At 70.5% G+C, this 25,343-nt stretch carries 19 protein-coding genes and 2 pseudogenes; 13 read left to right on the forward strand and 8 right to left on the reverse strand.

Annotation, left to right across the window (positions count from 1 at the left end):
* Positions 1-188 precede the first annotated feature (188 nt).
* Positions 189-872, reverse strand: a complete 684-nt coding sequence (locus J7E93_RS21665; protein ID WP_215071589.1) for a cytochrome P450 — start codon at positions 870-872, stop codon at positions 189-191.
* A gap of 35 nt (positions 873-907) precedes the next feature.
* On the opposite strand from J7E93_RS21665, the gene J7E93_RS38090 reads away from it, so the two are divergent.
* A complete protein-coding gene (locus tag J7E93_RS38090; RefSeq protein WP_215071590.1) occupies positions 908-2,077 on the forward strand; it encodes a cytochrome P450 in 1,170 nt (389 codons plus the stop codon).
* Between the two features lie 236 nt (positions 2,078-2,313).
* Complete coding sequence (locus J7E93_RS21675; protein ID WP_215071591.1) at positions 2,314-3,291, forward strand: acetylxylan esterase; 978 nt, start codon at positions 2,314-2,316, stop codon at positions 3,289-3,291.
* A 39-nt stretch (positions 3,292-3,330) separates the two neighbouring features.
* On the opposite strand, the gene J7E93_RS21680 is transcribed toward J7E93_RS21675, so the two are convergent.
* From J7E93_RS21680 to J7E93_RS21690, 3 genes are all read right to left on the reverse strand, one after another.
* Positions 3,331-4,314, reverse strand: a complete 984-nt coding sequence (locus tag J7E93_RS21680) for an IS481 family transposase (protein ID WP_215071592.1) — start codon at positions 4,312-4,314, stop codon at positions 3,331-3,333.
* 108 nt (positions 4,315-4,422) lie between these two features.
* Positions 4,423-5,931 carry a right-handed parallel beta-helix repeat-containing protein gene (locus J7E93_RS21685; protein ID WP_215071593.1) on the reverse strand — a complete coding sequence of 503 codons (1,509 nt, stop codon included), beginning with the start codon at positions 5,929-5,931 and terminating at the stop codon, positions 4,423-4,425.
* A 167-nt stretch (positions 5,932-6,098) separates the two neighbouring features.
* A complete protein-coding gene (locus J7E93_RS21690) occupies positions 6,099-6,563 on the reverse strand; it encodes a MarR family winged helix-turn-helix transcriptional regulator (protein ID WP_215071594.1) in 465 nt (154 codons plus the stop codon).
* Between the two features lie 114 nt (positions 6,564-6,677).
* Between J7E93_RS21690 and J7E93_RS21695 the strand changes: the two are divergent.
* The 7 genes and pseudogenes from J7E93_RS21695 to J7E93_RS21725 form a co-directional block, all read left to right on the forward strand.
* Positions 6,678-7,868, forward strand: a pseudogene (locus J7E93_RS21695) (MFS transporter); the annotation flags it as partial.
* A gap of 73 nt (positions 7,869-7,941) precedes the next feature.
* The gene (locus tag J7E93_RS21700) at positions 7,942-8,415 is read left to right on the forward strand and encodes a heme-binding protein (RefSeq protein WP_251066884.1); all 474 of its coding nucleotides are present in this window, start codon (positions 7,942-7,944) and stop codon (positions 8,413-8,415) included.
* 127 nt (positions 8,416-8,542) lie between these two features.
* The gene (locus tag J7E93_RS21705; RefSeq protein ID WP_215071595.1) at positions 8,543-9,430 is read left to right on the forward strand and encodes a FadR/GntR family transcriptional regulator; all 888 of its coding nucleotides are present in this window, start codon (positions 8,543-8,545) and stop codon (positions 9,428-9,430) included.
* A 129-nt stretch (positions 9,431-9,559) separates the two neighbouring features.
* Positions 9,560-10,327: a (Fe-S)-binding protein gene (locus J7E93_RS21710; protein WP_215071596.1), complete on the forward strand. Its 768-nt coding sequence runs from the start codon at positions 9,560-9,562 to the stop codon at positions 10,325-10,327.
* On the forward strand, positions 10,324-11,955 hold the full coding sequence (locus tag J7E93_RS21715) for a lactate utilization protein B (RefSeq protein ID WP_215071597.1): 1,632 nt from the start codon (positions 10,324-10,326) through the stop codon (positions 11,953-11,955). The genes J7E93_RS21710 and J7E93_RS21715 overlap by 4 nt, the downstream gene beginning before the upstream one ends.
* Positions 11,952-12,581, forward strand: a complete 630-nt coding sequence (locus J7E93_RS21720) for an LUD domain-containing protein (protein WP_215071598.1) — start codon at positions 11,952-11,954, stop codon at positions 12,579-12,581. Before J7E93_RS21715 ends, J7E93_RS21720 begins: the two co-directional genes overlap by 4 nt.
* A 143-nt stretch (positions 12,582-12,724) precedes the next feature.
* Positions 12,725-14,476, forward strand: coding sequence for a beta-galactosidase family protein (locus J7E93_RS21725; RefSeq protein WP_215071599.1), 1,752 nt, complete (start codon positions 12,725-12,727; stop codon positions 14,474-14,476).
* Positions 14,477-14,657: 181 nt separating this feature from the next.
* Here the strand turns inward: J7E93_RS21725 and J7E93_RS21730 are convergent, their stop codons facing one another.
* Together J7E93_RS21730 and J7E93_RS21735 are read right to left on the reverse strand one after the other, a co-directional pair.
* Positions 14,658-17,144, reverse strand: coding sequence for an RICIN domain-containing protein (locus J7E93_RS21730; RefSeq protein ID WP_308368738.1), 2,487 nt, complete (start codon positions 17,142-17,144; stop codon positions 14,658-14,660).
* A 79-nt stretch (positions 17,145-17,223) separates the two neighbouring features.
* Positions 17,224-18,672 (reverse strand): RICIN domain-containing protein, encoded by a 1,449-nt coding sequence (locus tag J7E93_RS21735; protein WP_215071600.1) that lies wholly within the window; start codon positions 18,670-18,672, stop codon positions 17,224-17,226.
* Between the two features lie 482 nt (positions 18,673-19,154).
* Between J7E93_RS21735 and J7E93_RS21740 the strand changes: the two genes are divergently transcribed.
* Positions 19,155-20,150 (forward strand): LacI family DNA-binding transcriptional regulator, encoded by a 996-nt coding sequence (locus J7E93_RS21740; protein ID WP_215071601.1) that lies wholly within the window; start codon positions 19,155-19,157, stop codon positions 20,148-20,150.
* A 125-nt stretch (positions 20,151-20,275) separates the two neighbouring features.
* Here J7E93_RS21740 and J7E93_RS21745 read toward each other — a convergent pair whose 3' ends face one another.
* Entirely contained in the window at positions 20,276-21,274 is a 999-nt protein-coding gene (locus J7E93_RS21745; RefSeq protein WP_215071647.1) for a LacI family DNA-binding transcriptional regulator, read from the reverse strand.
* A 271-nt stretch (positions 21,275-21,545) separates the two neighbouring features.
* Between J7E93_RS21745 and J7E93_RS21750 the strand changes: the two genes are divergently transcribed.
* From J7E93_RS21750 to J7E93_RS21760, 3 genes are all read left to right on the forward strand, one after another.
* The gene (locus J7E93_RS21750) at positions 21,546-22,472 is read left to right on the forward strand and encodes a carbohydrate ABC transporter permease (protein WP_215071602.1); all 927 of its coding nucleotides are present in this window, start codon (positions 21,546-21,548) and stop codon (positions 22,470-22,472) included.
* A gap of 3 nt (positions 22,473-22,475) precedes the next feature.
* Positions 22,476-23,450: a carbohydrate ABC transporter permease gene (locus tag J7E93_RS21755; RefSeq protein ID WP_215071603.1), complete on the forward strand. Its 975-nt coding sequence runs from the start codon at positions 22,476-22,478 to the stop codon at positions 23,448-23,450.
* A gap of 70 nt (positions 23,451-23,520) precedes the next feature.
* Positions 23,521-24,855 (forward strand): ABC transporter substrate-binding protein, encoded by a 1,335-nt coding sequence (locus J7E93_RS21760; protein WP_215071604.1) that lies wholly within the window; start codon positions 23,521-23,523, stop codon positions 24,853-24,855.
* 210 nt (positions 24,856-25,065) lie between these two features.
* Here J7E93_RS21760 and J7E93_RS38095 read toward each other — a convergent pair.
* Positions 25,066-25,341 (reverse strand): annotated as a pseudogene (locus J7E93_RS38095) (creatininase family protein); the annotation flags it as partial.
* Positions 25,342-25,343: the final 2 nt, after the last annotated feature.

Here is a 25,343-nt window from a genome sequence, read left to right on the forward strand (position 1 = left end):
CACGGCCTTTCACCGCCTCGCCGCACTTCCCCGCCCGGCCAACTGACAGCTACCCATCCTGCCCGCCCACACCCCAAAGGACCCCGGAGAACCCGACCACCGCGCCGGGCACTCACCGTGCCCACGGACCGACACTGCCTCGAACAGCCACACTCAACCGCCCGGCAACCCCAACCGAAACGGCGAGGCTAGGCGGACCCGCCGGCCACGGCGCCGCGCGACGCGTCCCGGCGGCCGCAAATGTGGTCATGCTGCGGCGCGAAGGCGACGGGCAGGGTGGCCATCCCGCGCAGGATGCCCTCCCGCCGGGTCAGGACCTCCTCCGGAGCGGCCAACCGCAGGTCGGGGAATCGGCGGAGCAGGGTGCCGATGGCGATCCTGGCTTCGGCCCGGGCCAGCGGCGCGCCCAGGCAGAAGTGCACACCGTGGCCGAAAGCGAGCTGTTGCGGGATCTCCCGGCGGGCGATGTCGAGGATGTCGGGTCGGTCGTAGCGCGCCGGGTCCCTGTTGGCCGCCGCGAGGCCGATGGTGATCATCTCGCCGGCCGGGACGGTCACGCCGGCGATCTCGAAGTCCTCGACGGTGAAGCGGGCGACACCACGGCTGACCGGGCCCTCGTAGCGCAGCAGCTCCTCGATCGCGCCCGGCAGGAGCGTGGGATCGTCCCGGAGCGCGGTGAACTGGTCGGGGTGACGCAGGAGGGCGTGCACTCCGTTGGCGATGAGGCTCGCCGTCGTCTCGTGCCCGGCGAGCGTGAGCAGAATGGCCATGGCGGTCAGTTCGCGGTCGCTGATCCGCTCCTCGGCCTGCGCCGCGCACAGCGCGCTGAGCAGGTCGTCACACGGCTCCGCCTTGCGATCCGCATCCGGCATCCGCAGCTCCCCGTTTCGTGGATCAAGCGGCTGTTGTGGACCCGATCCTGGACCTGGCCCGCCCGTCGGTCCTGCGGAACCCGTATCCCGCCTACGCGCGGTTGCGCGAGAACACCCCCGTCTTCTGGCACGAACCGCTCGGATCCTGGGTCTTGACGCGGCACGCCGACTGTCTCGCCGTCCTCACCGACAGCGCACGCTTCGCCTCCGACTGGCGCAGGGCGGGAGAGGAGATACCGGCCCCGCTGCTGAGCGTGCAGACGCTCGACCCGCCCGAACACACCGCGATCCGGCACCTGTTGCTCGACGGATTCCGGGCACAGGACCGGCAGACCCTGTACGACGCGATGGAGCGACAGGCCCGCGAACTCCTCACCGAGCTGGCCCGGCGGCCCTCCTTCGACGTCGTGGGAGAGCTGGCCGAACCGCTCGCCCTCCGGTTCATCACCGCCTTCCTCGGCGTACCCGCCCCCGAACTGTCCTGGTTCGTCCCGATGTCCCGTACCGTCGTCGACGGCATGGACGCCGGACTGTGGCCCGAGAAGCACCAACCCGCCGTCGCGGCACGGGCGGAACTCGCCGTACGCGGGCGGCTGGCTCGCCGACCCGCCCCAGGAAGGCCTCATCGCCTACGTCGCGGAGCACGCGAAGGCGAGCGGCGTGGACCGTCGGTCCTGCGCAACAGCCTGCGCGCCGTTCTCCACGCGGGCTACGAATCCGCCTCCCGTCTCCTCGGCAACGCCGCTTCGGCCCTGCTGACCTCTCCGGAGGCGCTCGCCGCGTTCCGCGAGACTCCGGCGACCGCCGTGGACGAACTGATCCGGTACGACGCCCCCGTCCAGGCGGACGCCCGCGTCTGTGTGTCCGACACCGAACTGGCCGGCGTCACCGTCCGGGCGGGCGATCCGGTCACCCTTCTCCTGGGCGCGGCCAACCACGACCCGCTCCGCTTCACCCACCCCTCCGAGCTGCGACTGGACCGCGCCCCCAACCCCCACCCGGGGTTCGGACGCGGTGCCCACGCCTGTCTGGGCGCGTCCATGGCGATCCGGCTGACCGGATCGGTCCTCACGACCCTGGCCACGGACCACCCCGACGCCCGGCCGGTCGCGGAACCAGAACACCGGCGCAACCTGACCTTCCGCGGCCTCGACCGCTTCGAGATCACGGTGCGCCCACGAACGGGGAAGGAGGAACTGACATGAAGTACTGGCACTGAACCCGGAGACGGACCGGACACCGAACGTGAACCCGAAGACCGAGCCCGAACCTGAACCGAGCGCGGTGCCCGCGTGCCGGGCACCGCGCTCGACCTCGGGGAGCGAGGGCCGGGACGAGGGCGGATTCCGCGAGTACGGTGAGGGCGGCCGACCCGGTCGACCCGGCCGACCCGGCCCGGGCATGACGGCGGACGCGACTTCTCACGATCAAGGCGGTAGCCATGGCCCGGTTCGACCTGCCCCTCGACCGACTCCGCACGTACCGCAGCGCATCCGAGGAACCGGAGGACTTCGACGCCTTCTGGTCCAAGACGCTGAGCGAGGCCCGCACCCACCGACTCGACGCGCGGTACGAGCCGGTGGCCAGCGGGCTGGCGACGGTGGAGGTGTACGACGTGACCTTCGCCGGCTTCGGCGGGCACCCGGTCAAGGGCTGGTTCGTCCTCCCGGCCGGGACGGACCGACCGCTGCCGGTGGTCGTGGAGTTCCTGGGGTACGGAGGCGGGCGCGGGCTTCCCCACACCCACCTGCTCTGGGCCTCGGCCGGCTTCGCACACTTCGTGATGGACACCCGCGGGCAGGGCAGCGGCTGGGCGACCGGTGACACCCCCGACCCCGTGGGCAGCGCGCCGGCGTTCCCCGGTTTCATGACGCGCGGCATCGAGGACCCCTTCACGTACTACTACCGCCGGCTGTTCACCGACGCCGTGCGTGCCGTGGAGGCCGCCCGCGCGCACCCTCTCGTGGACGCGGCACGCACCGCGGTGACCGGGGTGAGTCAGGGCGGCGGCATCACGCTGGCCGTCGCGGGGCTGGTCCGCGACCTGGTGGCCGTGGCACCGGACGTGCCGTTCCTGTGCGACTTCCCGCGCGCGACGACGCTCACGGACCGCGACCCGTACCGCGAGATCGGCAACTACCTCAAGATGCACCGCGGCCGCGTGGACCAGGTCCACCGGACCCTGGCCTACTTCGACGGCGTCCACTTCGCGGCCCGCGCCACGGCGCCGGCGCTCTTCTCCACGGGCCTGGAGGATCTGACCTGCCCGCCCTCTACGGTGTTCGCGGCTTTCAACGCGTACGCCCACGAGGAGAAGGCCATCGAGGTCTACGACTTCAACGACCACGAGGGCGGCGACACCTTCCAGCAAGCCGCCCAGCTCCGCTGGCTTCCCGCACGGCTGCGCGCCGGCCGCTAGGTCGTGCCCGTAAAGTCTCGCCTGGCGCGCGGACACTCTCTAGGTGTATTGACCCGCAGCGTTGTTGACACGGCTGATCGGTGGTTGGCCGTTGAGTGCGGTGTGGCAGCGGTGGTGGTTGTAGGTGTGGAGAAAGTCTGCCAGGGCTTCGGTCCGCTCGGTGTTCGAGGTGTAGGGCCGTAGGTAGGCCCATTCGTCGAGCAGGGTGCGGTTGAAGCGTTCGACCTTGCCGTTCGTCTGCGGCCGGTAGGGGCGGATCTTCTTGTGGACGATGCCGGCCGCGGTGAGGTTCTGGGTGAAGAGCTTCGACTTGTAGCAGGCGCCGTTGTCGGTCAGCACCCGCTCGACGGTGACGCCGTGAGCCTGGAAGAACGCGTTCGCCCGCTGCCAGAAGCCGATCGCGGTGTGCTGGCGCTCGTCGGAGAGGACTTCGCTGTAGGCCAGGCGGGAGTGGTCGTCGACGGCGGAGTGGATGTAGCTGTAACCGATCACCGGCTTGCAGCTGCGGCGCTGGCCGGTGGTCGCCTGGCGGTTCACCTCGCCGGCTTCTCTGCCGACCACGCGCCAGCCCCCGCCGTTGGGGATGTTGCCGAGTTTCTTGATGTCGACGTGGACCAGTTCGCCGGGCCTGGCGCGCTCAAAGCGGCGGATCGGCTCGCCGGTCGGCCGGTCGAGCCAGGCCAGGCGGTTCAGTCCGTGCCGGACCAGGATGCGGTGCACGGTGGATGCGGGAAGGCCCAGGATCGGGCCGATCCGGGCCGGCCCGAGCTTACGGGCCTGTCGCAGGTCACACACCCGCGCCTCGATGGCGGCCGGGGTCCGGTGCGGCGTCGTGAGCGGGCGGCTGGAACGGTCGGCGAGACCCGCCTCGCCCTCGGCCCGCCAGCGGCGGATCCATTTGTGGGCTGTTGCCCGCGAGATCCCCATCTCGGCCGCGACATGAGCGACCGGACGGCCCGATACGACACGTTCGACCAGCAGGCGTCTCCCGAAGACAGTCAGCCGGGCATTACGGTGGGACACGAAGGCCTCCGTGCGGTGAAGATTTCGACACCTCCACCACACACGGGGGCCTTCGCCATGATCAAGACCCATCCGTGTCAACAACGTCCGTGATCAATACATCTAGGACTACAACCCTGAGCCGTTGTACGCGCCGCGGTGGGGCTTGGAGGTCGCGGAGACCGGGTTCGCCCAGTAGTCGCGGCCGCCGTTGCCGCTGATCACGGAGCCGTTGCTGAGGGCGGGGGAGGTGGAGCGCAGCTTGTAGCCGTCGACGGAGTGGATCGTGTCGCCGCCGGCGCCGGGGTCCACGAAGAGCGGGTCGCCGACAATGCCGTTGGCGGTCGGCCGCGGCACGCCCTGGAAGACGTTCCACAGCCATTGGACGCCGGGGCCGGTGGGGAGCCGGGAGTCGGTGGTGCCCACCCAGATGTTGTTCTCGACGACGCTCTCGTCGGGGAGCGTGATGCTGAGCTTCTTGTCCGTGCAGTAGAAGACGTTGTTGTACATGTGCAGTGCGGAGCGGCCGGCGCTGACGCTGCTCATGCGGCAGTCGTTCTCGGAGATGTTGTAGCGGATGATCTGCTTGGCGCCGCCGATGGTGCCGCACCCGTCGCAGTCGAGAAAGAAGCCGCCGATGTTGTCGCGGCTGAAGTTGTACTGGATCGTGCAGGCGCCGGTGTTGCCCCAGTCGCAGTCGAAGGCCTGGCTGTCGGCGACGGACATCCGCGTGATGCCGTACACGGCGTTCTTCTGGATGGTCGGGTTGTGGTCGCCGAGCACCCATATGCCCGCGAAGTTGCCGCCGGAGAAGGGGTACACGCCGTTGCCGACGCCGGAGGCGTTGTTGTACTGGATCATGGGTGCGTCGGCGTAGCTGGCGATGATGCCGTCGCCGCCGACGTCCTTGATGACGTTGTGCTCGATCAGCACGCCGGAGCCCTTGACCGCCATGGCGCCGACCCGGACTTTGAGGCCGCCGCCGCCCGTGTTGCTGATCTGGTTGTGGTGAACGTGGACGTCGTTGAGGGTCGAGTTCGTACCGCTCGCACCTGTGACGATGCCGGCGGACTGGACGAAGTCCTCGGTGGTCGGGCTGTTCTTGTTCGTCTGACCGGCCACGCGGTCGACGACGAGATAGCCGATGTCGAAACCGCGATGCGCCGCTCCGTCGGTGGCGGAGATCCGCAGACCGGTCCGACGGGCGAGCGAGGTGGCGGGGTTGGTCAGCTTGAGGTTGCTGATCCGCCAGTGGTCCTGATTGGTGAAGGAGACGGTGTCGGCGGCGCCGTTGCCGTCGATCACGGGCAGCGCGCCGGCGCCGTAGGCGGTGAGGGTGATGGGGGCGGCAGCGGTGCCGCTGCCCCGCGGTGCGAGAGAGCCGGTGCACGTGGTGCCGGACGCGAAGGCGAGAGTGTCGCCGGGGGCGTACGTCTTTCCGTTGGCCTGGCCGATGCTGTTGAACGGCGAGATCTGGCTGCCGTCTCCGGCGCCCGTGCTCGAGCAGTCCACATAGGTGGTGCTTCCGGCGGCCGAGGCTGGGGCGTCGGTGAGTGCGACGGCGCCGGTGAGAGCGAGGGCGGTGGCGAGGAGCCCGCGGACCGACAACTGCCGTGGCGAACATGGTCTGTTGGTCATGACGCGACACCCTTCTGGCGGTCTGGTGCCGCCAGAAGCTATGTGCGACCGGTGATCGAGTCAATGCATCGGTGTCGATTGATCGAATTTCGATCACATGGTGGCCGATTGGTCGACTGCGCGTAGGCCGCGCGGGGCCGCAGGCTCGTGGTCCCAGGCTCGTGGTCTCAGGCCGCGGCCACCACCTCGACGAACGGGCGGAGCCGGGGGTCCAGCGCGGCGGCGGCGAGTGCCTCGCGGAGGGCCGCCCCGTGCGTGGGTCGGGCCGCGTCCAGGAGCTCGCGGCCCGCGTCCGTGACGTCCGTGTAGATGCCGCGCCGGTCGGTGAGGCAGAGGTAGCGCGAGAGCAGACCCCGGTCCTCCAGCCGGCTGACCAGGCGCGTGGTCGCGCTCTGGCTCAGGGCGACGGCCTCGGCGACCTGCTTCATCTGTAGATGGCCGCCCTCCCCGTCGTGCTGCCTGCTGAGTACGTCGAGGAGTGAGTACTCCCGCGCGCTCAGACCGTGCCCGCCGTGCAGGGCGCGCTCGACGCGGCCCTCGATTGTGCCGTGCAGGAGCGAGAGTGCGCGCCAGCCCTGGGCCGGAGCCGGGGTGGCGGTCTCAGGGCTCCTCTTCGGTGCGGCAGGCTTCATGCACACAAGGGTACAGCCCCTGCGCCACTATCCATCGTTTGCAATTTAACGGCGCATGCAAGTATTGTCGACGCTCGTAAGGGTTCTACGCAATCATCTGGAAGGTGCTTCGCCATGCCCCTCGCGCTCGTGGCCCTGGCCATCGGAGCCTTCGGGATCGGCACCACCGAATTCGTGATCATGGGCGTGCTTCCCCAGGTCGCGGGTGACTTCGGTGTCTCGATCCCCACCGCCGGCTGGCTGGTGACCGGCTACGCCCTGGGCGTGGTGTTCGGCGCCCCGCTGCTGACCGTGCTCGGCACCAAGGTGTCCCGGAAGAAGATGCTCCTCTTCCTGATGGGCCTGTTCGTGGTCGGCAACCTGCTCTCGGCGTTCGCGCCCTCGTTCGGCCTGATGCTGACCGGCCGCATCGTCGCGTCCCTCGCCCACGGCGCGTTCTTCGGCATCGGCTCGGTCGTCGCCGCCGACCTCGTCGCCCCGGAGAAGAAGGCGTCCGCCATCTCCCTGATGTTCATGGGCCTCACGGTCGCCAACATCGTCGGCGTGCCGCTGGGTACCCACATCGGACAGTCCGCGGGCTGGCGTGTCACCTTCGTTATCGTCGCCGCCCTCGGCGTCGTCGGCCTGCTCGGCGTGGCCAAGCTGGTGCCGGAGACGGGCAGGCCCGAGGCGGAGAGCGTCCGTACCGAGTTCGCCGCGTTCAGGAACGTACAGGTCTGGCTCGCCATGGCGATGACCGTCCTCGGGTACGGCGGTGTCTTCGCGGCCATCACCTACATCACGCCGATGATGACCGACGTCACCGGCTACACCGAGGGCGCCGTCACCTGGCTGCTCGTCCTCTTCGGCATCGGCATGTTCCTCGGCAACCTCCTCGGCGGCAGGTTCGCCGACCGCGCCCTGATGCCCCTGCTGTTCACCAGCCTCGGCGCGCTCGCGCTCGCCCTGCTGGCCTTCACGGCCACCGCCCACGACAAGGCCCTCGCCGCCGTCACCCTCACCCTGATCGGCGCGCTCGGCTTCGCCACCGTCCCGCCGCTGCAGAAGTGGGTCCTCGACCAGGCCTCGGCCGCTCCGACGCTGGCCTCGGCCGCCAACATCGGCGCCTTCAACCTCGGCAACGCCCTGGCTGCCTGGCTCGGCGGCATCGTCATCTCCGCAGGGCTCGGCTACACCGCCCCCAACTGGGTCGGCGCCCTGCTCTCCGGCACCGCGCTGCTCCTCGCGATCCTCGCGGCCACGCTGGACCGGCGCTCCAGGCCCGTACGCGCGTCGTGGCCGCCGACGGCGCCACGGCCACGGCGGGCGTCCCGGCCGCGCGCCGCTGACACGTACCCCTCACACCCACACCAAGCAGAAATCGAAGGAAGAAGAAGAAATGAGCACCACCGCCACCACCGCGACCGCCGCTGCCACCGACAGCACCGGGATCGCCACCGCCACCGCTGTGGCGCCGCTGACCACCCAGGACGCCGAGATCCTGCTCACCGCGACCCGGCGCGCCGCCGAAGCCGCCGGAGTCACGGTCAGCGTCACCGTCCTGGACGCCGGAGGCCACCTGCTCGCCTTCCGCCGCGACGACCGCGCGGTCCTCATCTCCGGCGAGACCAGCACCCGCAAGGCCTACACCGCGCTCCAGCTCGACGCCCCCACCGCCGACCTCGTCGACCTGGTCAAGCCCGACGGCCCCTTCCACTCGCTGACCACCGCGCTCGACCGCCCGCTCCTCTTCATCGCCGGCGGGCTCCCCGTCCACCGCGACGGCAAGCTCATCGGCGCCATCGGCGTCGGCGGCGGCGCTCCCGACCAGGACCATGCCTTCGCCACCACGGCCGTCGAGACGCTCGCCTGAGCGGGCCCCACACCCGCCCTGGAGTCGCTGTCCGGCAGGGCCCGTACCTTTACCGGGAGGGCTGTGGTCGGACCATGGTGAGGGTGGGGCGAGGGGCCGAGCCCGTCCCGCGAGGAGAGGAGTTGCCGTGGAGGCCGAAGGGCGACCGGCGAGGCAGTCGCGGACGCATGAGCTCGTACTGGAGAGCATCGAGCGACAGGTGCTCGCCGGTGAACTCAAGGCAGGGGACCGGCTGCCCCCGGAGCGGGAGCTGGCGCCGGCGCTGGGCGTCAGCCGGTCCGCCCTGCGGGAGGCGCTGCGGGTGATGGAGACCATCGGGGTGCTCGTCGCGAATGTGGGGCGCGGCCCGGACGCGGGCGCGCGGATCGTACGGAACCCCGACGACGCCCTCGGCCGGGTCCTGCGCCTCCATCTCGCGCTCGGCAGTTACGGCGTCGAGGACGTGCTGGAGGCCCGCGTCGTGCTGGAGCGCTCCAGCGTCGAGGCGGCGGCTCGCCGTGCGTCCCACGCGGGGCGTGACCGTGACCTCGACCGTCGCCTGGGCCAGGACCTCGACCGGGACCTCGGCCGTCGCCTGGGCCAGGACCTCGACCGTGACCTCGACCGTGGCCTGGGCCAGGACCTCGACCGGGACCTCGGCGAGGACCTGGACGAGAGCCTCGACGAGGCGGAGGCGGTACTGGCCCGGATGAGAGACGTCGGCGCCGACGTGGCCCTCTTCAACGAGCTGGACACCGCCTTCCATGTGCTGCTCGCCCGCAGCTCGGGCAACGGACTGGTCTCCACGCTCACCTCCGCCGTCCGCGAGTCCGTGCGCGCCCTGATCCTCCAGGCCGAGGAGGCCGCCGAGGACTGGCCCGCGATCGCCGAGCAGCTCAACCGCGAACACGCCGAGCTGTTGCGGCTGGTCCGGGCCGGAGAAGGGTCCGCGGCGGCCGACCTCGTGGAGCGCCACATCCGCGGATTCCACGGCACTCTGGTCGGCCCGCCAGGGGACGACGAGTCCCGGGACTGACCCGGCGCGTCGCCCCCTCCGCAGGGGCGGAACGCCCTGAGGTCCGACCATATGGTGGTCAACTCTTGGCGCCGCGGGCGACCCAAAGTATGGTCGGACCATACTTTCACCGCCACCGGGGAGGCCCTCATGCGCATCGGACTCTTCGCCACCTGTCTGGGCGACACCCTCTTTCCCGACGCGGTGCGGGCGACGGCCCTGCTGCTCACCCGGCTGGGCCACGAGCTGGTGTTCCCGCCGGACCAGACCTGCTGCGGCCAGATGCACGTCAACACCGGCTACCAGCGCGAACCGGTGACCCTGGTCCGCGCCTACGCCGAGCAGTTCGGCGACCCGACGATCGACGCCGTCGTCATGCCTTCCGGCTCGTGCGCCGGTTGTGTGCGCCACCAGCACGCGACCGTCGCCGACCGGTACGGCGGCCCCGCCCTGCGCGCCGGCGTGGCAGCGGTGAAGGACAAGACGTACGAGCTGTCCGAGTTCCTGGTCGACGTCGCCGGCACCGTGGACGTCGGGGCGTACTTCCCGCACCGCGTCACGTACCACCCCACCTGCCACTCGCTGCGCATGCTCCGGGTAGGCGACAAACCGCTGCGCCTGCTGCGGGCCGTCGAGGGCATCGACCTGGTCGAACTGCCCGAGGCGGACGCCTGCTGCGGTTTCGGCGGAACCTTCGCCGTCAAGAACGCCGCGACGTCCTCGGCCATGCTCGCCGACAAGCTCGACCACGTGGCGTCGACCGGCGCCGCCGTCTGCACCGCCGGCGACTCCTCGTGCCTGATGCACATCGGCGGCGGGCTGTCCCGCATCCGCTCCGGGACGCGGACGCTCCACCTCGCCCAGATCCTCGCCGCCACCCGCACCTCGCCGCACGTCCTGACGGAGGCCGCACGATGAGCAGCACGTTCCTCGGCATGCCCGCCGCCCCGCCCCGCTCCCCGTATGGCGAGGGCAACCTGCGAGGCGAGCGGGCGTTCCCGGAGGCGGCCGCGGCCGAGCTGGGCAACGGCCAGCTCCGCTCCAACCTCCACAAGGCGACGCACACCATTCGCGCCAAGCGCCTGGCCGTCACCGCGGAGGTGCCCGACTGGGAGGAACTGCGCTCGGCCGGCGCGGCGATCAAGGCCGACGTCATGAACCGGCTGCCCGAACTGCTGGAGCAGCTGGAGGCGAAGGTCACCGAGGCGGGCGGCACGGTGCACTGGGCCCGCGACGCGGCGGAGGCGAACGCGATCGTCACGCGGCTCGTCGCCGCCACCGGCAGCAGCGAGGTCATCAAGGTCAAGTCGATGGCCACCCAGGAGATCGGCCTCAACGAGCACCTGGAGAGCCACGGCGTCACCGCCCACGAGACCGACCTCGCCGAACTGATCGTGCAGCTCGCCCACGACCGCCCCTCGCACATCCTGGTGCCCGCGATCCACCGCAACCGTGAGGAGATCCGCCGGATCTTCCTCCAGGAGATCCCGGGCGTCGACCCCGACCTGAGCTCCGTGCCCGCGGAACTGGCCGCCGTCGCTCGTGCCTATCTGCGCGAGAAGTTCATGACCGTCCCGGTCGCCGTCTCCGGGGCCAACTTCGGCATCGCCGAGACCGGCACGCTCTCCGTCGTCGAGTCCGAGGGCAACGGCCGGATGTGTCTGACGCTGCCGCGCACACTGATCACCGTCATGGGCATCGAGAAGGTCCTGCCGCGCTACGCCGACCTCGAGGTCTTCTTCCAACTGCTGCCGCGCTCCTCCACCGGTGAGCGGATGAACCCCTACACCTCCCTGTGGACCGGCGTGACACCGGGCGACGGCCCGCAGGAGTTCCACCTCGTGCTGCTCGACAACGGACGCACAGCGGCGCTCGCCGACGCGGTCGGCCGAGAGGCCCTCCACTGCATCCGCTGCTCGGCCTGCCTCAACGTGTGCCCGGTGTACGAGCGGGTCGGCGGCCACGCGTACGGCTCGACGTACCCCGGCCCGATCGGCGCCGTGCTCACTCCCCAGCTCGCCGGCACGCACGCCGCGAAGAACGACCCCAACTCCTCGCTGCCCTACGCCTCGACCCTCTGCGGCGCCTGCTACGACGCCTGCCCCGTGAAGATCGACATCCCGTCGTTGCTGGTGGAACTGCGCCATCAGACCACCGAGCGGACCGGCCGGAGCGCCGAACAGCTCGCCATGAAGGCCGCGGCCGCCGTCATGGGCCGGCCGAAGCTGTACACGGCCGCGCAGAAGGCCGCCCGGCTCGGCCGGATCGCCGCCGGGCGGGACGGGGTGATCTCCCATCTGCCTCCGCCCCTGCGGGGCTGGAGCGAAAGCCGCGACACTCCCGCCCCGCCGCGTCGCACCTTCCGCGACTGGTACGCCTCGGAGGAAGGACGGCGCGCCCTCGCCGACGCCGCCCCGAGCCAAGGGCCCGACGACACCGCCGGCACCAACGGCACCGCCGACGCCAACGGCACCGATGACGCCAACGACACTGCCGACACCGCCGGCACCGCCGGCACCAGTGACATCCAGGAGGAGGCGCGATGACCGCACGTGAGACCGTCCTCGGCCGTGTACGGGACGCGCTGGTCCTCGCGCCGCGCCCGGCCGTCACCGTGGAACGCGCCTACCGGCGCGACCGCACGCTCCCCGACGACGAGCGCCTGGAGCTCTTCACGGACCGGCTCCTCGACTACAAGGCGCAGGTGCGAATCTGTACGGCGGGAGAGATTGCCGCGGCCCTCGCGGACGTCCTCGACGCCCTGGGGGCCCGTCGGATCGGGGTGCCCGCCGGCCTGGACCGCTCCTGGCTCGCCGCGTGGGGCGGCGCGGTGGAGGAGGACCACAGCGACGCGCCGGCCTCCGCGCTGGAGGCCCTCGACGCGGTGGTGACCGCCTCGGCGGCGAGCTGTGCGGAGACCGGCACGATCGTCCTCGACGGCTCCGCCGACCAGGGACGCCGTGCGCTGACCCTCGTCCCGGACGTCCATGTGTGCGTCGTTGACCTCTCCTCGGTCGTCACCGGCGTCCCGGAGCTGCTGGCCCGGCTCGTCCCCGAACGCCCGACGACCCTGATCAGCGGACCGTCCGCCACCTCGGACATCGAACTGGAGCGTGTGGAGGGCGTACACGGACCGCGCACTCTGGTGGTGATCGTCCGCACCGACGCCTGACACGCCTGACGCGTCCCTCCCGTGAGGCGTGGTGAAAAGGCTTGCCACGTCCGTCATGTTTACGTAAACATAGGTCTCCTGGCTGGGTCACCCGCCGATGCGCCGCCCCCTGCGCATTCCCTTCGGTACAGGAGCAGCACCACATGCCCGTTCTTCAGATCGACGACGGCGGATTCCGGCTCGACGGTGAACCCTTCCGGCTCCTGTCCGGCGGCCTGCACTACTTCCGGGTCCACCCCGAGCAGTGGGCGGACCGCCTGCGCAAGGCCCGTCTCATGGGTCTCAACACCGTCGAGACCTACGTCCCGTGGAACCTCCACCAACCCCGGTCGGACGACTTCCGTATGGACGGCGGGCTCGACCTGCCCCGGTTCCTCGAACTCGCCGCCGCTGAAGGGCTCCATGTCCTGCTCCGTCCCGGCCCCTACATATGCGCCGAATGGGAGGGTGGCGGCCTGCCGTCCTGGCTGCTGGCCGACCCCGACATCCGGCTCCGTAGCCGAGACCCCCGCTTCCTGGCCGCGGTGGACGCGTACTTCACCCGGCTCCTGACCCCGCTCCAGCCGTACCTGGCAACACGCGGCGGTCCGGTTCTCGCCGTGCAGGTGGAGAACGAGTACGGGGCCTACGGTGACGACACCGCCTACCTGGAGCACCTCGCCGATTCGCTGCGCCGCTGTGGTGTCGACGTCCCCCTGTTCACCTGCGACCAGCCCGCGGACCTGGAGCGCGGGGCGCTGCCGGGTGTTCTCGCGACGGCGAATTTCGGCAGCCGTTCCGCGCAGAACCTCGCCGCGCTGCGTGCCCACCAGCCGGCCGGCCCGCTGTTGTCCACGGAGTTCTGGATCGGCTGGTTCGACCGCTGGGGCGGCCACCACGTGGTCCGGGACCCGGACCGGGCCGCGGGGGAGCTGGACGAACTCCTGGCCACCGGCGCGTCGGTCAACCTCTACATGTTCCACGGCGGCACGAACTTCGGCTTCACCAACGGGGCCAACGACAAGCACACCTACCGGCCGACCGTCACCTCCTACGACTACGACGCGCCCCTCGACGAAGCGGGCGACCCCACCGAGAAGTTCCACGCCTTCCGCGAGGTCATCGCCAAGTACGCGCCGGTCCCCGACGAGCCGGCCCCCGCGCCTGCGGCCAAACTCGACCTGGGCGGCGTGGAGTTGGCCGAGAGCGCTGGCCTTCTGCGGAGCGCTCCGGCCCTCGGTGACAGCGTCGGGTCGCCGCATCCGCTGACGATGGAGCAGCTCGGTCAGGACTTCGGCTTCGTCCTGTACGAGACCTCCCTGCCGGCCGCCGGACCCGCTCTCCTCGAACTGGAGCTGGTCCGCGACCGCGCTCAGGTGTTCGTCGACGGCCTGCCCGTCGGCGTTCTGGAGCGGGAGAACCACGAACACGCCCTCGCCTTCACCGTGCCGCGCCCGGGCTCGGTCCTCAGCGTGCTGGTCGAGAACCAGGGGCGGGTCAATTACGGAACCGGGATCCACGACCGCAAGGGGCTGCCCGGCACGGTCCTGCTGGACGGCACGGAGCTCGTCGGCTGGACCAGCCGGCCGCTGCCGCTGTCCTGCCTCGACACGCTGGACTTCGCCCCCACCACCGCCACCCCGGTCGGTCCCGCCTTCCACCGCGGCACCTTCGAACTGGGCGAGACGGCGGACACCTTCCTCCACCTCGACGGCTGGACCAAGGGCAATGCGTGGATCAACGGCTTCGCGCTCGGCCGCTACTGGTCCCGCGGCCCGCAGCGGTCCCTCTACGTACCCGCACCGGTGCTGCGCCAGGGCACCAATGAGCTCGTCGTGCTCGAACTGCACGCCTCCCGCCACGCCCGTACCGTCGCGTTCCGGAACACGCCCGACCTCGGCCCCACCGAGGAGTGACGCTCGACCGGGCCAGGGCCAGGGCCAGGGCCAGGGCCGGGACCGGGGGAGGGGCGGAGGCGCGGAAACGGCCCAGAGGCACGGAAACGGTCCGGCACCGACTCAGGTCGGTGCCGGGCCTCCGTCCTCAGGACGGCGGCGGGGCCCTGCGCTCTCGGGCCGGTGCCGTGTCGTTCGGGCGTCAGCCCAGGCGCAGTTGCTGGTGGGTGGCGCCGTCACAGGTCTGCTGGATCACGGCCGCCCCGTCCGCGGCGGACGCGCCGCTCACGGCCAGACACTTCGCGCTGTGGCGGGCCATCAGGGTGACGTGGCCGTCGGCCGCGTTCAGCACCGACCACTCCTGGTTGGTGCCGCCGTTGCAGCCGTACTGGAAGATCTGCGCCCCGTCGGCCGACGAGGCGCCGCTGACGTCCAGGCACTTACCGCTGTGCCGGGCGACGACGTTCACATAGCCGCCGCCGGTGGAGCGCAGGGACCACTTCTGGTTGGTGCCGCCGTTGCAGCCGTACTGGAGCACGGCCGCCCCGTCGGAGGTGGCGGCGCCGCTGACGTCCAGGCACTTCCCGCTGTGGCGCGGGATCAGCGTCTTCCATGTGTCCGGCGCGGTACCGCGGAAGGTCCAGGACTGGTTGCTGCCCGTCGTGGGCTGGTAGACGCCGACGGGGGCTCCGTCGCTCGTGGAGGCGCCGGTGACGTCGAGGAGCTTGCCGGTGGCGTGGTTGATCAGCGTGCTGTGGCCGTTGCCGGTGGTCGAACGCATCCACTGCTGCTCGGCGGAGGATCCGGGTGCCGCGAGGGTGAGGGTTCCTCCGGAGGCGGAGAGTGCCTTGCCGGTCTTGACGTTGGTGACGCGGTAGACGGCGGTGTTGCCCCAGTCGGCGGAGGAGAGCTTGGTGAAGGTCCACTGCTGGGCGGTGTCGGCAGGGTCGGAGGTGCGCTGCACGGCCACGGTCCTGCCGTCGGCGGTCGCGGTCGCGAGCGCCATGCCGCTGTTGTCGTTGACCAGTTGGCGTGAGCCGCCGACGGGGGCCGTGGTGGCGGCCGTGTTCACCCCGGTGACGCCCGGCAGGACGAAGGTCGTGACGGAGCCGGCGCCGACGGTCACCTTCAGGGTCTTGCCTGCGGCGGTCACGTCGCTCCCGCGCTGGAAGTTCTTGGTGGCGTCGGTGGTGTAGCGCTCGACGGGGGCGGCGGTGACATTCTGGAACCCGTCCAGGTTCAGGGTGAGCTGCCGGTCCGTACCGGTGGAGTTGGTGTGGACGACGACGGCGCCCTGTCCCCCCGGGCGCAGGGCGGCCAGCGTGTGGGGGTCGTCGGTGTTGATGACACGGGCGCCCGGCCGGACGAAGCGGCTGTACTGGGCCATCGCCCAGTACTTCTTGTTCTTGCGGATCGGCTCGGTGGCCGCATCGGCCGGGGTGAAGTCGGTCTGGATGAGGCCCCAGTTGGAGTTCTCGCGCTCCGGGGTCATGTTCTCGTAGTCCTCGACGGCCTGCCACAGCACCCAGGCGCGGGGCTCCAGCTCCCTGATGTCGTCGTTGATGCGACGGGTCAGGTCGAGGGCGGGGCTCACGTCGGTGAAGGACTGCGGCACGCTGCCGCCGAGGTCCACCTCCGACATCCACAGCGGCGTGGCCTCGCCCTTGGCGATGTCCCGCACGCCGGTGCGGCCGTTCGTGCCGTACGTGTGGGTGTTGATCCGTCCGACGGCGTCGCGGACGGTGGGGGCGTACGACTCCCAATTGGTGCGGAAGATGCCCGGGTTGGTCTCGTCCATCGCGGCGATCGGGGTGGTCATGCCCTTGGCGTCGAGGTGGGAGCGGAGGGTGGAGATCATGCGGGCCTGCGAGGCCGGATCCCAGTGTGAGCCCTCCTGCCGACCGCCGGCGCGCCAGTAGTCGGTGTTGGGTTCGTTGACGGGGGAGAGGGAGTCGAACCGTACGCCGGTGGAGTCCTGGGCGCGACGGAGGGCTCCGGAGAGGTAGGCGGCGAACCGGTCGTACTGGTCGGAGCGGAGGTTGTCCTGCCCCGCGTTCGTGGCGCCGGAGACGAGCCCGCTGTTGGTCATGAAGTACGGGGCGGAGTTGGAGAAGGCTTCGAAGGTCTGTGCCCCGCGTGCCTTGGCCGCGGTGAGCCACCAGCGTTGGTTGGCGTCGGCGTTCGGGTTCCAGTGGGTGGGGTTCGCCGGGTCCCACCAGTCGGGGGACTCCGGCCCCGGACGGTTCCAGTAGCCGGGGACCGCCGCCCCGGCACGCATGTACGGTGCCGTCTCGGGGCTGTCGCCGCCGCCGATGTTGTACCGCGCGATGGTGAAGCCGAGCCCGTTCGCGCCGTAGAGGTCGTCCGCCAGCTTGTTGCGCTGGGCGTCGGGCCAGCCGCCGGTGACGTTCGCGAACCAGGCCAGGGCGGTGCCCCAGCCCTGGAACGGCGGCTGTTGATAGCTGGGGTCGAGGCGGACCGTCAGCGGTGTTGCGGCGGCCACGGCGGTGTCGGCGGTCTCGCCCGTCTCGGCTGCCGATGCTCCGGGTGTTGTGAGGCCGGTGGCGGCGAGGGCGACCGCGAGGCCCGTGGTCGCGAGGGCCGCGACCGGGCGGCCGAAGCCGGAGCGGCGGCGAGGCCGGGCGCGGGGCACCGATCGCTCGCGCGTCGGAAAGCGGGTGGGAAACACGTACGGCTCCTTGAGAGGTGGGGGGATCGGGGGGACGGGGGGACGGGGGGCGATGTGGGGGTGGGGGCGATGCGGGGTGTCAGGCGGCCGAGCGGCGCCACTTCTGGTTGTCGCCGCTGTTGCAGGTCCACTGCTCGAGTGCGGCCCCGTCGGCGGTCGACCGGTTCACCACGTCCAGGCACTTGCCGCTGTGGCGGGCGACGAGCTGGACGTGGCCGGCCACGTCCGTCGACCGGACCTGCCACTGCTGGGAGGAACGGCCGTCGCAGGCGTTCTGGACGGCGAGCGCGCCGTCCAGGGTCGAGGCGCCGTTCACGTCCAGGCACTTGCCGCTGTGCCGGGCCATGATCTGGACGTGGCCGGTACCGAGCTTCTTGAGCCAGAAGTGCTGGTTGACGCCTTGTCCGCAGCCCCACTGGACCAGCTGCGCGGCATCGGCCAGAGCGAAGGCCGCCACGTCGGCGCACTTGCCGCTGTTGCGGGCCGTCAGCGTCTCCCAGGGCACGTCCATGCCGGCAACGGTGCCGGTGGCGGTGTCGACCGTGATCCGGGGGGAGTACTCCATGGTCATGGTGGTGCTGGTGGGGAACTTCAGCGGCAGCCAGACGTACAGGGAGTCGTTGACCGTTCCGCCCATGGAGTTGCCCCAGCGGTCGCCCATGTAGAGGTAGCTGGTGCCGTCGGCGCCCTGGACCGGCAGGACGTAGGCGGTCTGGCTGCGGTAGGTGGTGGAGTCGCCGATGTTCTTCAGGCCGCTCCAGGTCCCCGTGATGCTGCCGGCCGTGGCGTACATCTGCTGGTTCGGGGCCCACCCGGTGGCGCCGGAGGTGAGCAGGAAGTAGACGCCGTCGCGCTTGAACAGGGCCGGTGCCTCACGGGACGAGCCCGCCCAGAGCATCTGGACCTGGGCGTCGACGGCGGTGTAGTCGGCGGTCAGCCGGTAGATGTGCAGGTCCCTGTTCTCGTTGGCGGCCGAGACCATGTAGCCCGTGCCGTCGGTGTCGACGAAGGTGGTGATGTCACGGGACATGTGCCCTTCCGGGCGGAAACTGCCGCGCCAGGTGTAGGCGCCGTCCACCGTGGCGGAGACGGCGACCGCGGCCCGTGCCTCGGAGTAGTCGGTGGCGCTTCCCTCCTTGTGCATCCACATGACGAACTGGCCGGTCGCGCTGTTGTACATGACCTTCGGCCGCTCGATGTTGGCGGTCGCCAGCTCCGGGTCGGCGGCCTGGGTCAGCACATGGTTGCGGAACTCCCACTTCTTGAGATCGGTGGAGCGGTACGCGGAGACGTACCGGAAGCTGTTGTCGGCGTTCCGGTTCTCGCCGAACCAGTAGTAGTACGGGCCCACCTTGACGACCCCGCCGCCGTGGGCGTGCACGGGGTTGCCGTTCGGGTCGGTGAACTGGGTGGCGTTGGTGAGGGTGACCGAGGCCGCCTGGGCGGTTCCGGCACCGCCCAGGAAGCTCAGGAGGAGGGCGGAAAGGACGGCGAAGAGCATCGCCGCGCGGGGGAGCGTGCGTTGCATGGTCCACCTCTTGCGTCTGTCGGACAGGACAAGGCGCTGCGGGGTCCTCGATGTTTGCGTAAACACCCCGCCGAGGAGTGAGTCTGGGAGGGTGTCCTGACCCTGTCAAGGCTCTGGACGAGAACGCCCCCGGTTTGACCGTCCGCCGTGTTTACGTCAACATGCGCGGAGGTGCGATGCGCCCACATGCGTACTTCCAGGGGCTGCGGACGGTTCGTGTCGAAAGGTCTTGCCCGGCCCGCGACACCCAGCGTGGCCTGCCCCGTAGCCCTCCGGCGAGCGAGGTTCCCCCACACAGGCGTTGCGGAAATGCCCAAGTGGCCCCGCTGAGAAGGCATTTCGGCGCCTGGCGGCCGCAGGCGCCGGCACCGCTCCCTTCGACGGACGGCCATACTTTCCGGACACTCCCCAGGGACGGACGAATGACGCAGGAGAAGAGGCCCAGGTCACCGCGTGCGCGTGCACCGAGACAGTGGCCCTCCATGGCGGAGGTCGCGGCGCTGGCCGGCGTGTCCTCGCAGACCGTCTCGCGCGTGGCCAACAACCGACAGAACGTCGACGCGGCCACCCGCGAGAAGGTCCTGGCCGCGATGAAGACCCTCGGCTACCGCCCCAACACCGCGGCTCGGGCCCTGGTCACCGGCAGATTCGGCGCGCTCGGCATCATCAGCTTCGACATGAGCGCCCACGGCAACGCGAGGACGCTCGGCGCCATCGCCGACGCCGCTCGCGAGGCCGACTTCTCCGTGAACTTCATGGGCGTGCGGGCTCAGACCGAGGCCGCCGTGCAACGGGCGTTCCAGCATCTGATGCTCCAGTCCGTCGACGGCATCGTGCTGGTCGAGTCGCAGATGCTGGACACTCCGTCCCTGCACCTGCCGCCCGCCATGCCGGTCGTCGTCGCAGACGGCGATGCCGGACACCGCTACCCGAACGTCGACTTCGACCAGGCCCTCGGCGCTCACAGCGCGGTCACACATCTCCTGGGCCTCGGCCACCGCACCGTCTGGCACGTGGCCGGCCCGCGTGACTCCTTCGCCGCGCGCAGGCGCGCCGAGTCCTGGGACGCCACGCTCCGCGCCGCGGGCGCCCTGACACCGCCCGCGCTGTACGGGGACTGGACCGCGGCCTCCGGATACCGGGCCGGCCGGGAGCTGGCCGAACGCTCCGAGGTCACGGCCGTCTTCGCCGCCAACGATCAGATGGCACTGGGACTCATGCGCGCGCTCCACGAGGCCGGGCGCGATGTGCCGGGGGACGTCAGTGTGATCGGCTTCGACGACACCGCGGAGGCGGCCTTCTTCCAGCCACCCCTGACCACCGTGCGGCAGGACTTCGACCTGGTGGGCCGGCACTGCGTCACCCTGCTGCTCGACCAGATCGACGGCCGGTCGGACGGCCCGCGCAGGAGGGCCGTCGAACCCGCCCTCGTGGTACGCGCGAGCACAGCGCCGCCCTCCCCGGCGCGCGGCACCTGACAGCGACCGACGCCCCCCGGGGCGTCACCGGCCTTCGTCGCGGCAATGGCACCGCCTGGCCGGGGCAGCGGCACCGGCGGCGAACGATGTTCGTGCGCGGCCTCCCGCCTACCCCACCTCCCCTCCTACCCCGCCTCCCCGTTCGCGCGCGGTGCCGTGCTGGCGCGTACGGCGAGGCGGGTCGGGACGAGCGTCGTGCCGCCCTCGACGGTCTCGCCGCGCAGCTCGCGCAGAACGGCGTCGACGCACAGTTCACCGACCCGGGCGAAGTCCTGGTGGACGGTGGTCAGGGGCGGGATGAACGAGCCGGCTTCGGGGATGTCGTCGAAACCGACGACGCTGACGTCCTCGGGCACACGCTTTCCGCGCTCGTGCAGCGCCCGCAGCACACCGAGGGCCATCTGGTCGTTCGCCACGAACACCGCTGTGCAGCCGGGCTCTTCCGCAAGACGGAGCCCCGCCTCGTAACCGGATTCCGGCGCCCAGTCGCCGCGCAGCACCGGCGGCACCTCGCACCCCTCCTCGACCAGGGTCGCCTCCCACGCCGCCTCGCGGCGGCCCGCCGCGAACGACTCCTCGGGCCCGGCGACGTGCCAGACCGTTCGATGGCCGAGCTCCAGCAGGTGCCGTACGGCCGTACGCGCGCCCTGCTGCTGGTCGGTGTCCACCACGTGGAAGCGGTCCCCGGCGTCGGAGTCCACGACGACCACCTTCACATGGGGTGGCAGCGTCAGTGACGCCGTGTCGAGCAGATGCACCTCCATGATCAGGACGACGGCGTCGACCGCGAGCTCGTCGAGCCGGGTGAAGGCGCCTCGGACGTTGTCCTGGGTCGGCGCGTCGAGAGGGATCAGGGTCACCGCGTACCCGGCGGCCGACGCGCACTTCGCGATGGCCTCCAGGGTCCGCACATTGCCGGTGCTGGAGAGGCTCATGGTGATGACGCCGATGGTGCGGAACTCCCCTCGTTTGAGGGCGCGGGCGGCGCTGTTGGGCCGGTAGCCGAGCTGACGCATGGCGTCCAGCACCTTCTGCCGCGTCTTCTCGATCACCGCCGGGTCCCCGTTGGACACCCGCGAGACCGTCTGCGAGGAGACGCCCGCGACGCGCGCCACATCCGCCATCGAGACCCTTGAGCGCCGCCCGTTCCCGGCCCGCCGGCCGTCGTCGACGCTCGCGACCTCACGGTCGGCCATCCCGTTCTCCGTCACCGAAATCCCCTCCATCGACCACCGCTTCGTGCTTGACGCCCCCCAGCGGGAGTGTCACCATCACGCTACCGATGATTACGTAAACATTTCTCGTCGGGCAGCCCCCCATCCGGCCCTTTCGGGTCACGAGGGCCCCTCCCCGCCTCGTAACAGACCGGTCGGTCACCGACACAAGGAACCAACGATGACGCTCCTGCCGACGTCGGCGAAGGCAGTATCTCCACCCCGCCCCCGAGCGCGCTTCCGTCGCCGCAAGCAGGCCCTCGTCGGCTGGGGCTTCGCCGGTCCGTTCGTCGCGGTCTTCGGGCTCGTCTTCCTGGCGCCGATCGGCTACGCGCTGTACCTCAGCCTCTTCCGGGACCGGCTCATCGGCGGGACCTCCTTCGTCGGCCTCGACAACTACGGGGAGGCGCTCACCGACCCGAAGTTCTGGGAGGGCCTGGCCCGGGTCGGACTGTTCCTCGCCGTCCAGGTGCCGATCATGCTGGGCATCGCGCTGCTCGTCGCGCTCGCCATCGACAGCGGGCGGCTCTACGGCAAGACCTTCTTCCGCGTCTCGATCTTCCTCCCGTACGCCGTCCCCGCCGTCGTCGCCAGTCTGATCTGGGGCTTCATCTACGGCACGCGCTTCGGCCTGGTGGGCAACATCAACGACACCTTCGGGGTCACCCTGCCCGACCCGCTCTCGCCCTCGCTGGTCCTCGCCTCCATCGGCAACATCGTGACCTGGGAGTTCGTCGGCTACAACATGCTGATCTTCTACTCCGCGCTGAAGGTCGTGCCCCGATCGCTCTACGAGGCGGCGGCGATCGACGGCGCCGGCGAGTGGCGGGTGGTGACCTCGGTCAAGCTTCCGGCCATCCGCGGCGCACTGGTCATCGCGACGATCTTCTCGATCATCGGCAGCTTCCAGCTCTTCAACGAGCCCAGCATCCTGCAGAAGCTCGCCCCGAACGCGATCACCAGCGACTTCACCCCCAACCTCTACACCTACTCGCTGTCCTTCTCGGGACAGCAGCACAACTACGCGGCGACCGTGGCGATCGTGATGGGCGTCGTGACCGCGGTCATCGCGTACACGGTCCAGCTGCGCGGCATGCGGAAGGGCTGAGCCATGACCACGAACCTCGCCGACATCGGGGCGAACGCCGGGGACCGTTCCGAACCGGCTCCCGCCACCACGCCCCGCGCCTCCCGCGCCGCCGGCCGGCCGGTCTCCCGCCGTCGTCGCCCCCACACCCCGCTCAACCCGCGCCCCAGTGTCCCGCTGACCCTCGTCACCGGCCTCGTCCTCCTCTACACCCTGCTCCCGCTGGCCTGGCTGGTCATCAACGCCACCAAGGACCAGAACGGCCTCCTCAACTCCTTCGGCCTGTGGTTCGGCGAGGACTTCGACCTCTGGGGCAACATCTCCCGCACGCTCACCTACGACGACGGCGTGTTCGTCCGCTGGCTGCTCAACACCCTGCTGTACGTCGCCGTCGGCGCGGGCGGTGCCACGGTCCTCGCCGTCCTCGGCGGTTACGCACTGGCCAAGTACGACTTCCCCGGCCGCCGGGCCGTGTTCGCGGTGGTCATCGGAGCCGTGGCCGTCCCGGGCACCGCTCTGGCCGTCCCCACGTTCCTGATGTTCAGCAACATGGGCCTGACCAACACCCCGTGGGCCGTGATCATCCCGTCCCTGATCTCGCCCTTCGGGCTCTATCTGATGTGGGTCTTCGCCGCCGAGGCCGTACCGACCGAGCTCCTCGAAGCGGCGCGCATCGACGGATCGGGGGAGCTGCGCACCTTCTTCCGCGTGGCGCTGCCGCTGCTGATGCCCGGGACCGTCACCGTGCTGCTCTTCTCCATGGTCGCGACCTGGAACAACTACTTCCTGCCGCTGATCATGATCAAGGACCCCGACTGGTACCCCCTCACCCTCGGCCTCAACGCCTGGAACGCGCAGGCACAGACCGCGGGCGGCGAGGCCGTCTTCGACCTGATCATCACCGGCTCCCTGCTGACGATCGTCCCGATCGTCGTCATCTTCCTCCTGCTCCAGCGGTACTGGCAGTCCGGCCTGGCCGCGGGCAGCGTCAAGGAGTGACCCCACGCCCGTCCCGATCCGTGTTCCCCCTCCGATGTCCCACCCGCACACCGAACCAGGAGCACCACCCATGAGAACGAACAGCACCCGCCGGCTTCTCGGTGCCGTCGCCACGGCCTGTGTGATGGCCCTCGGCGCGACCGCCTGCGGCTCCTCGGACCCGGCCGCCGACAGCGCCGGTCCCAAGGACGTCAAGTCCGCGCTGGAGAAGGGCGGCAAGGTGACGGTGTGGGCCTGGGAACCCACCTTGAAGAAGGCCGCGGCGGACTTCGAGAAGAAGTACCCCAAGGTCGACATCGAACTGGTCAACGCCGGGACGGGCGACAAGCAGTACACCGCCCTGCAGAACGCCATAGCGGCCGGCTCGGGCGCTCCCGACGTGGCGCAGGTCGAGTACTACGCCCTCGGCCAGTTCGCCATCGCCAAGTCCGTGGAGGACCTTTCCGGTTACGGCGCGGCCGCGTACGACAAGACGTTCACCAGCGGTCCGTGGAACGCGGTGAAGTACGACGAGTCCGTCTACGCCCTGCCGATGGACTCGGGGCCCATGGCCATGTTCTACAACAAGAAGGTCTTCGACAAGCACGGCATCAAGGTGCCGACCACCTGGGACGCCTACGTGGACGCCGCCCGCGCCCTCCACAAGGCCGACCCCAAGATCTTCATCACGAACGACACGGGTGACGCCGGCGCCACCACCAGCCTCATCTGGCAGGCGGGCGGCCGCCCCTACAAGACGTCCGGCACCGACGTCTCGATCGATTTCACGGACGCCGGCACCAAGACGTACACCGCCACCTGGCAGAAGCTGCTCGACGAGAAGCTGGTCGCGCCGATCAGCTCCTGGAGCGACGCCTGGTACAAGGGCCTGGCCGACGGCTCCATCGCCACGCTGGCCATCGGCGCCTGGATGCCGGCCAACTTCACCTCCGGTGTCGCCTCCGCCTCCGGTGACTGGCGCGTCGCCCCGCTGCCGCAGTGGAGCACGAGCGCCAACGCCAGCGCGGAGAACGGCGGCAGCTCCCTCGCCGTACCGAAGGCCGCCAAGAACAAGGAACTGGCCTACGCCTTCATCGAGTACGCGACCACGGGCGCCGGTGCCTCTGGCCGCGTCGCCGAGGGCGCTTTCCCCGCCACCAGGGCGGACCTGGAGTCGAAGAAGTTCCTCGAGGCCCCCTTCCCCTACTTCGGCGGCCAGAAGGCCAACCAGATCTTCGCCGAGTCGGCCGCCGACGTCGGCACCGGCTGGTCGTACCTGCCGTACCAGGTGTACGCGAACTCCGTCTTCAACGACACCGTGGGCAAGGCGTACGTCTCCTCGACGCCGCTGTCCAAGGGGCTGGAGGACTGGCAGCGGACCAGCGTCAAGTACGGCACCGACCAGGGCTTCTCCGTCAACAAGTAGGCGGCCCGCGGCCGGCACACGAGGACGGGGCTGTGCGGGACCTCCGGGCCCGATGCCGTCGAGGTCTCGTCCTCCATCGGTCCCATTCGGGACACCGCCGCGCCGGCTGCCGGAGCGGCGTCGGCTGTTCTCACGGGGTCCGGCTCTCCGACCAGCTCGGCCACGACCCGCTGGATCAGAAGCCGGCCTCGTCGGCGTTTGCGCGCCCGCGGGATCACCGAGCACGCCGTCGGAGGTCACGGCCGACAGCCCGCCCTCCCGGAGCCTGGGGAGGAGAGCGTGGAGGGGAGAGGCGTTTCCGGCCTGTGCCGCGTGCAGCCGTACGAGGTGAGGCGCGAGCGCCGGCATGACGGAGGTCTCGGTCCGGCCCGCATGCGCGTCGCCGCCCCGACGAGGGCCCCATCCAGTACGCCGCTGTCGCCCCCCCGAGGCCCGGACCGCCCGGAAGGCGCCGGCCCCCGGCGGCTCCGCCGCCGCCCACCGCACCT

Origin of the sequence: Streptomyces sp. ISL-36, from assembly GCF_018614205.1 — a bacterium.
Lineage (GTDB): Bacteria > Actinomycetota > Actinomycetes > Streptomycetales > Streptomycetaceae > Streptomyces.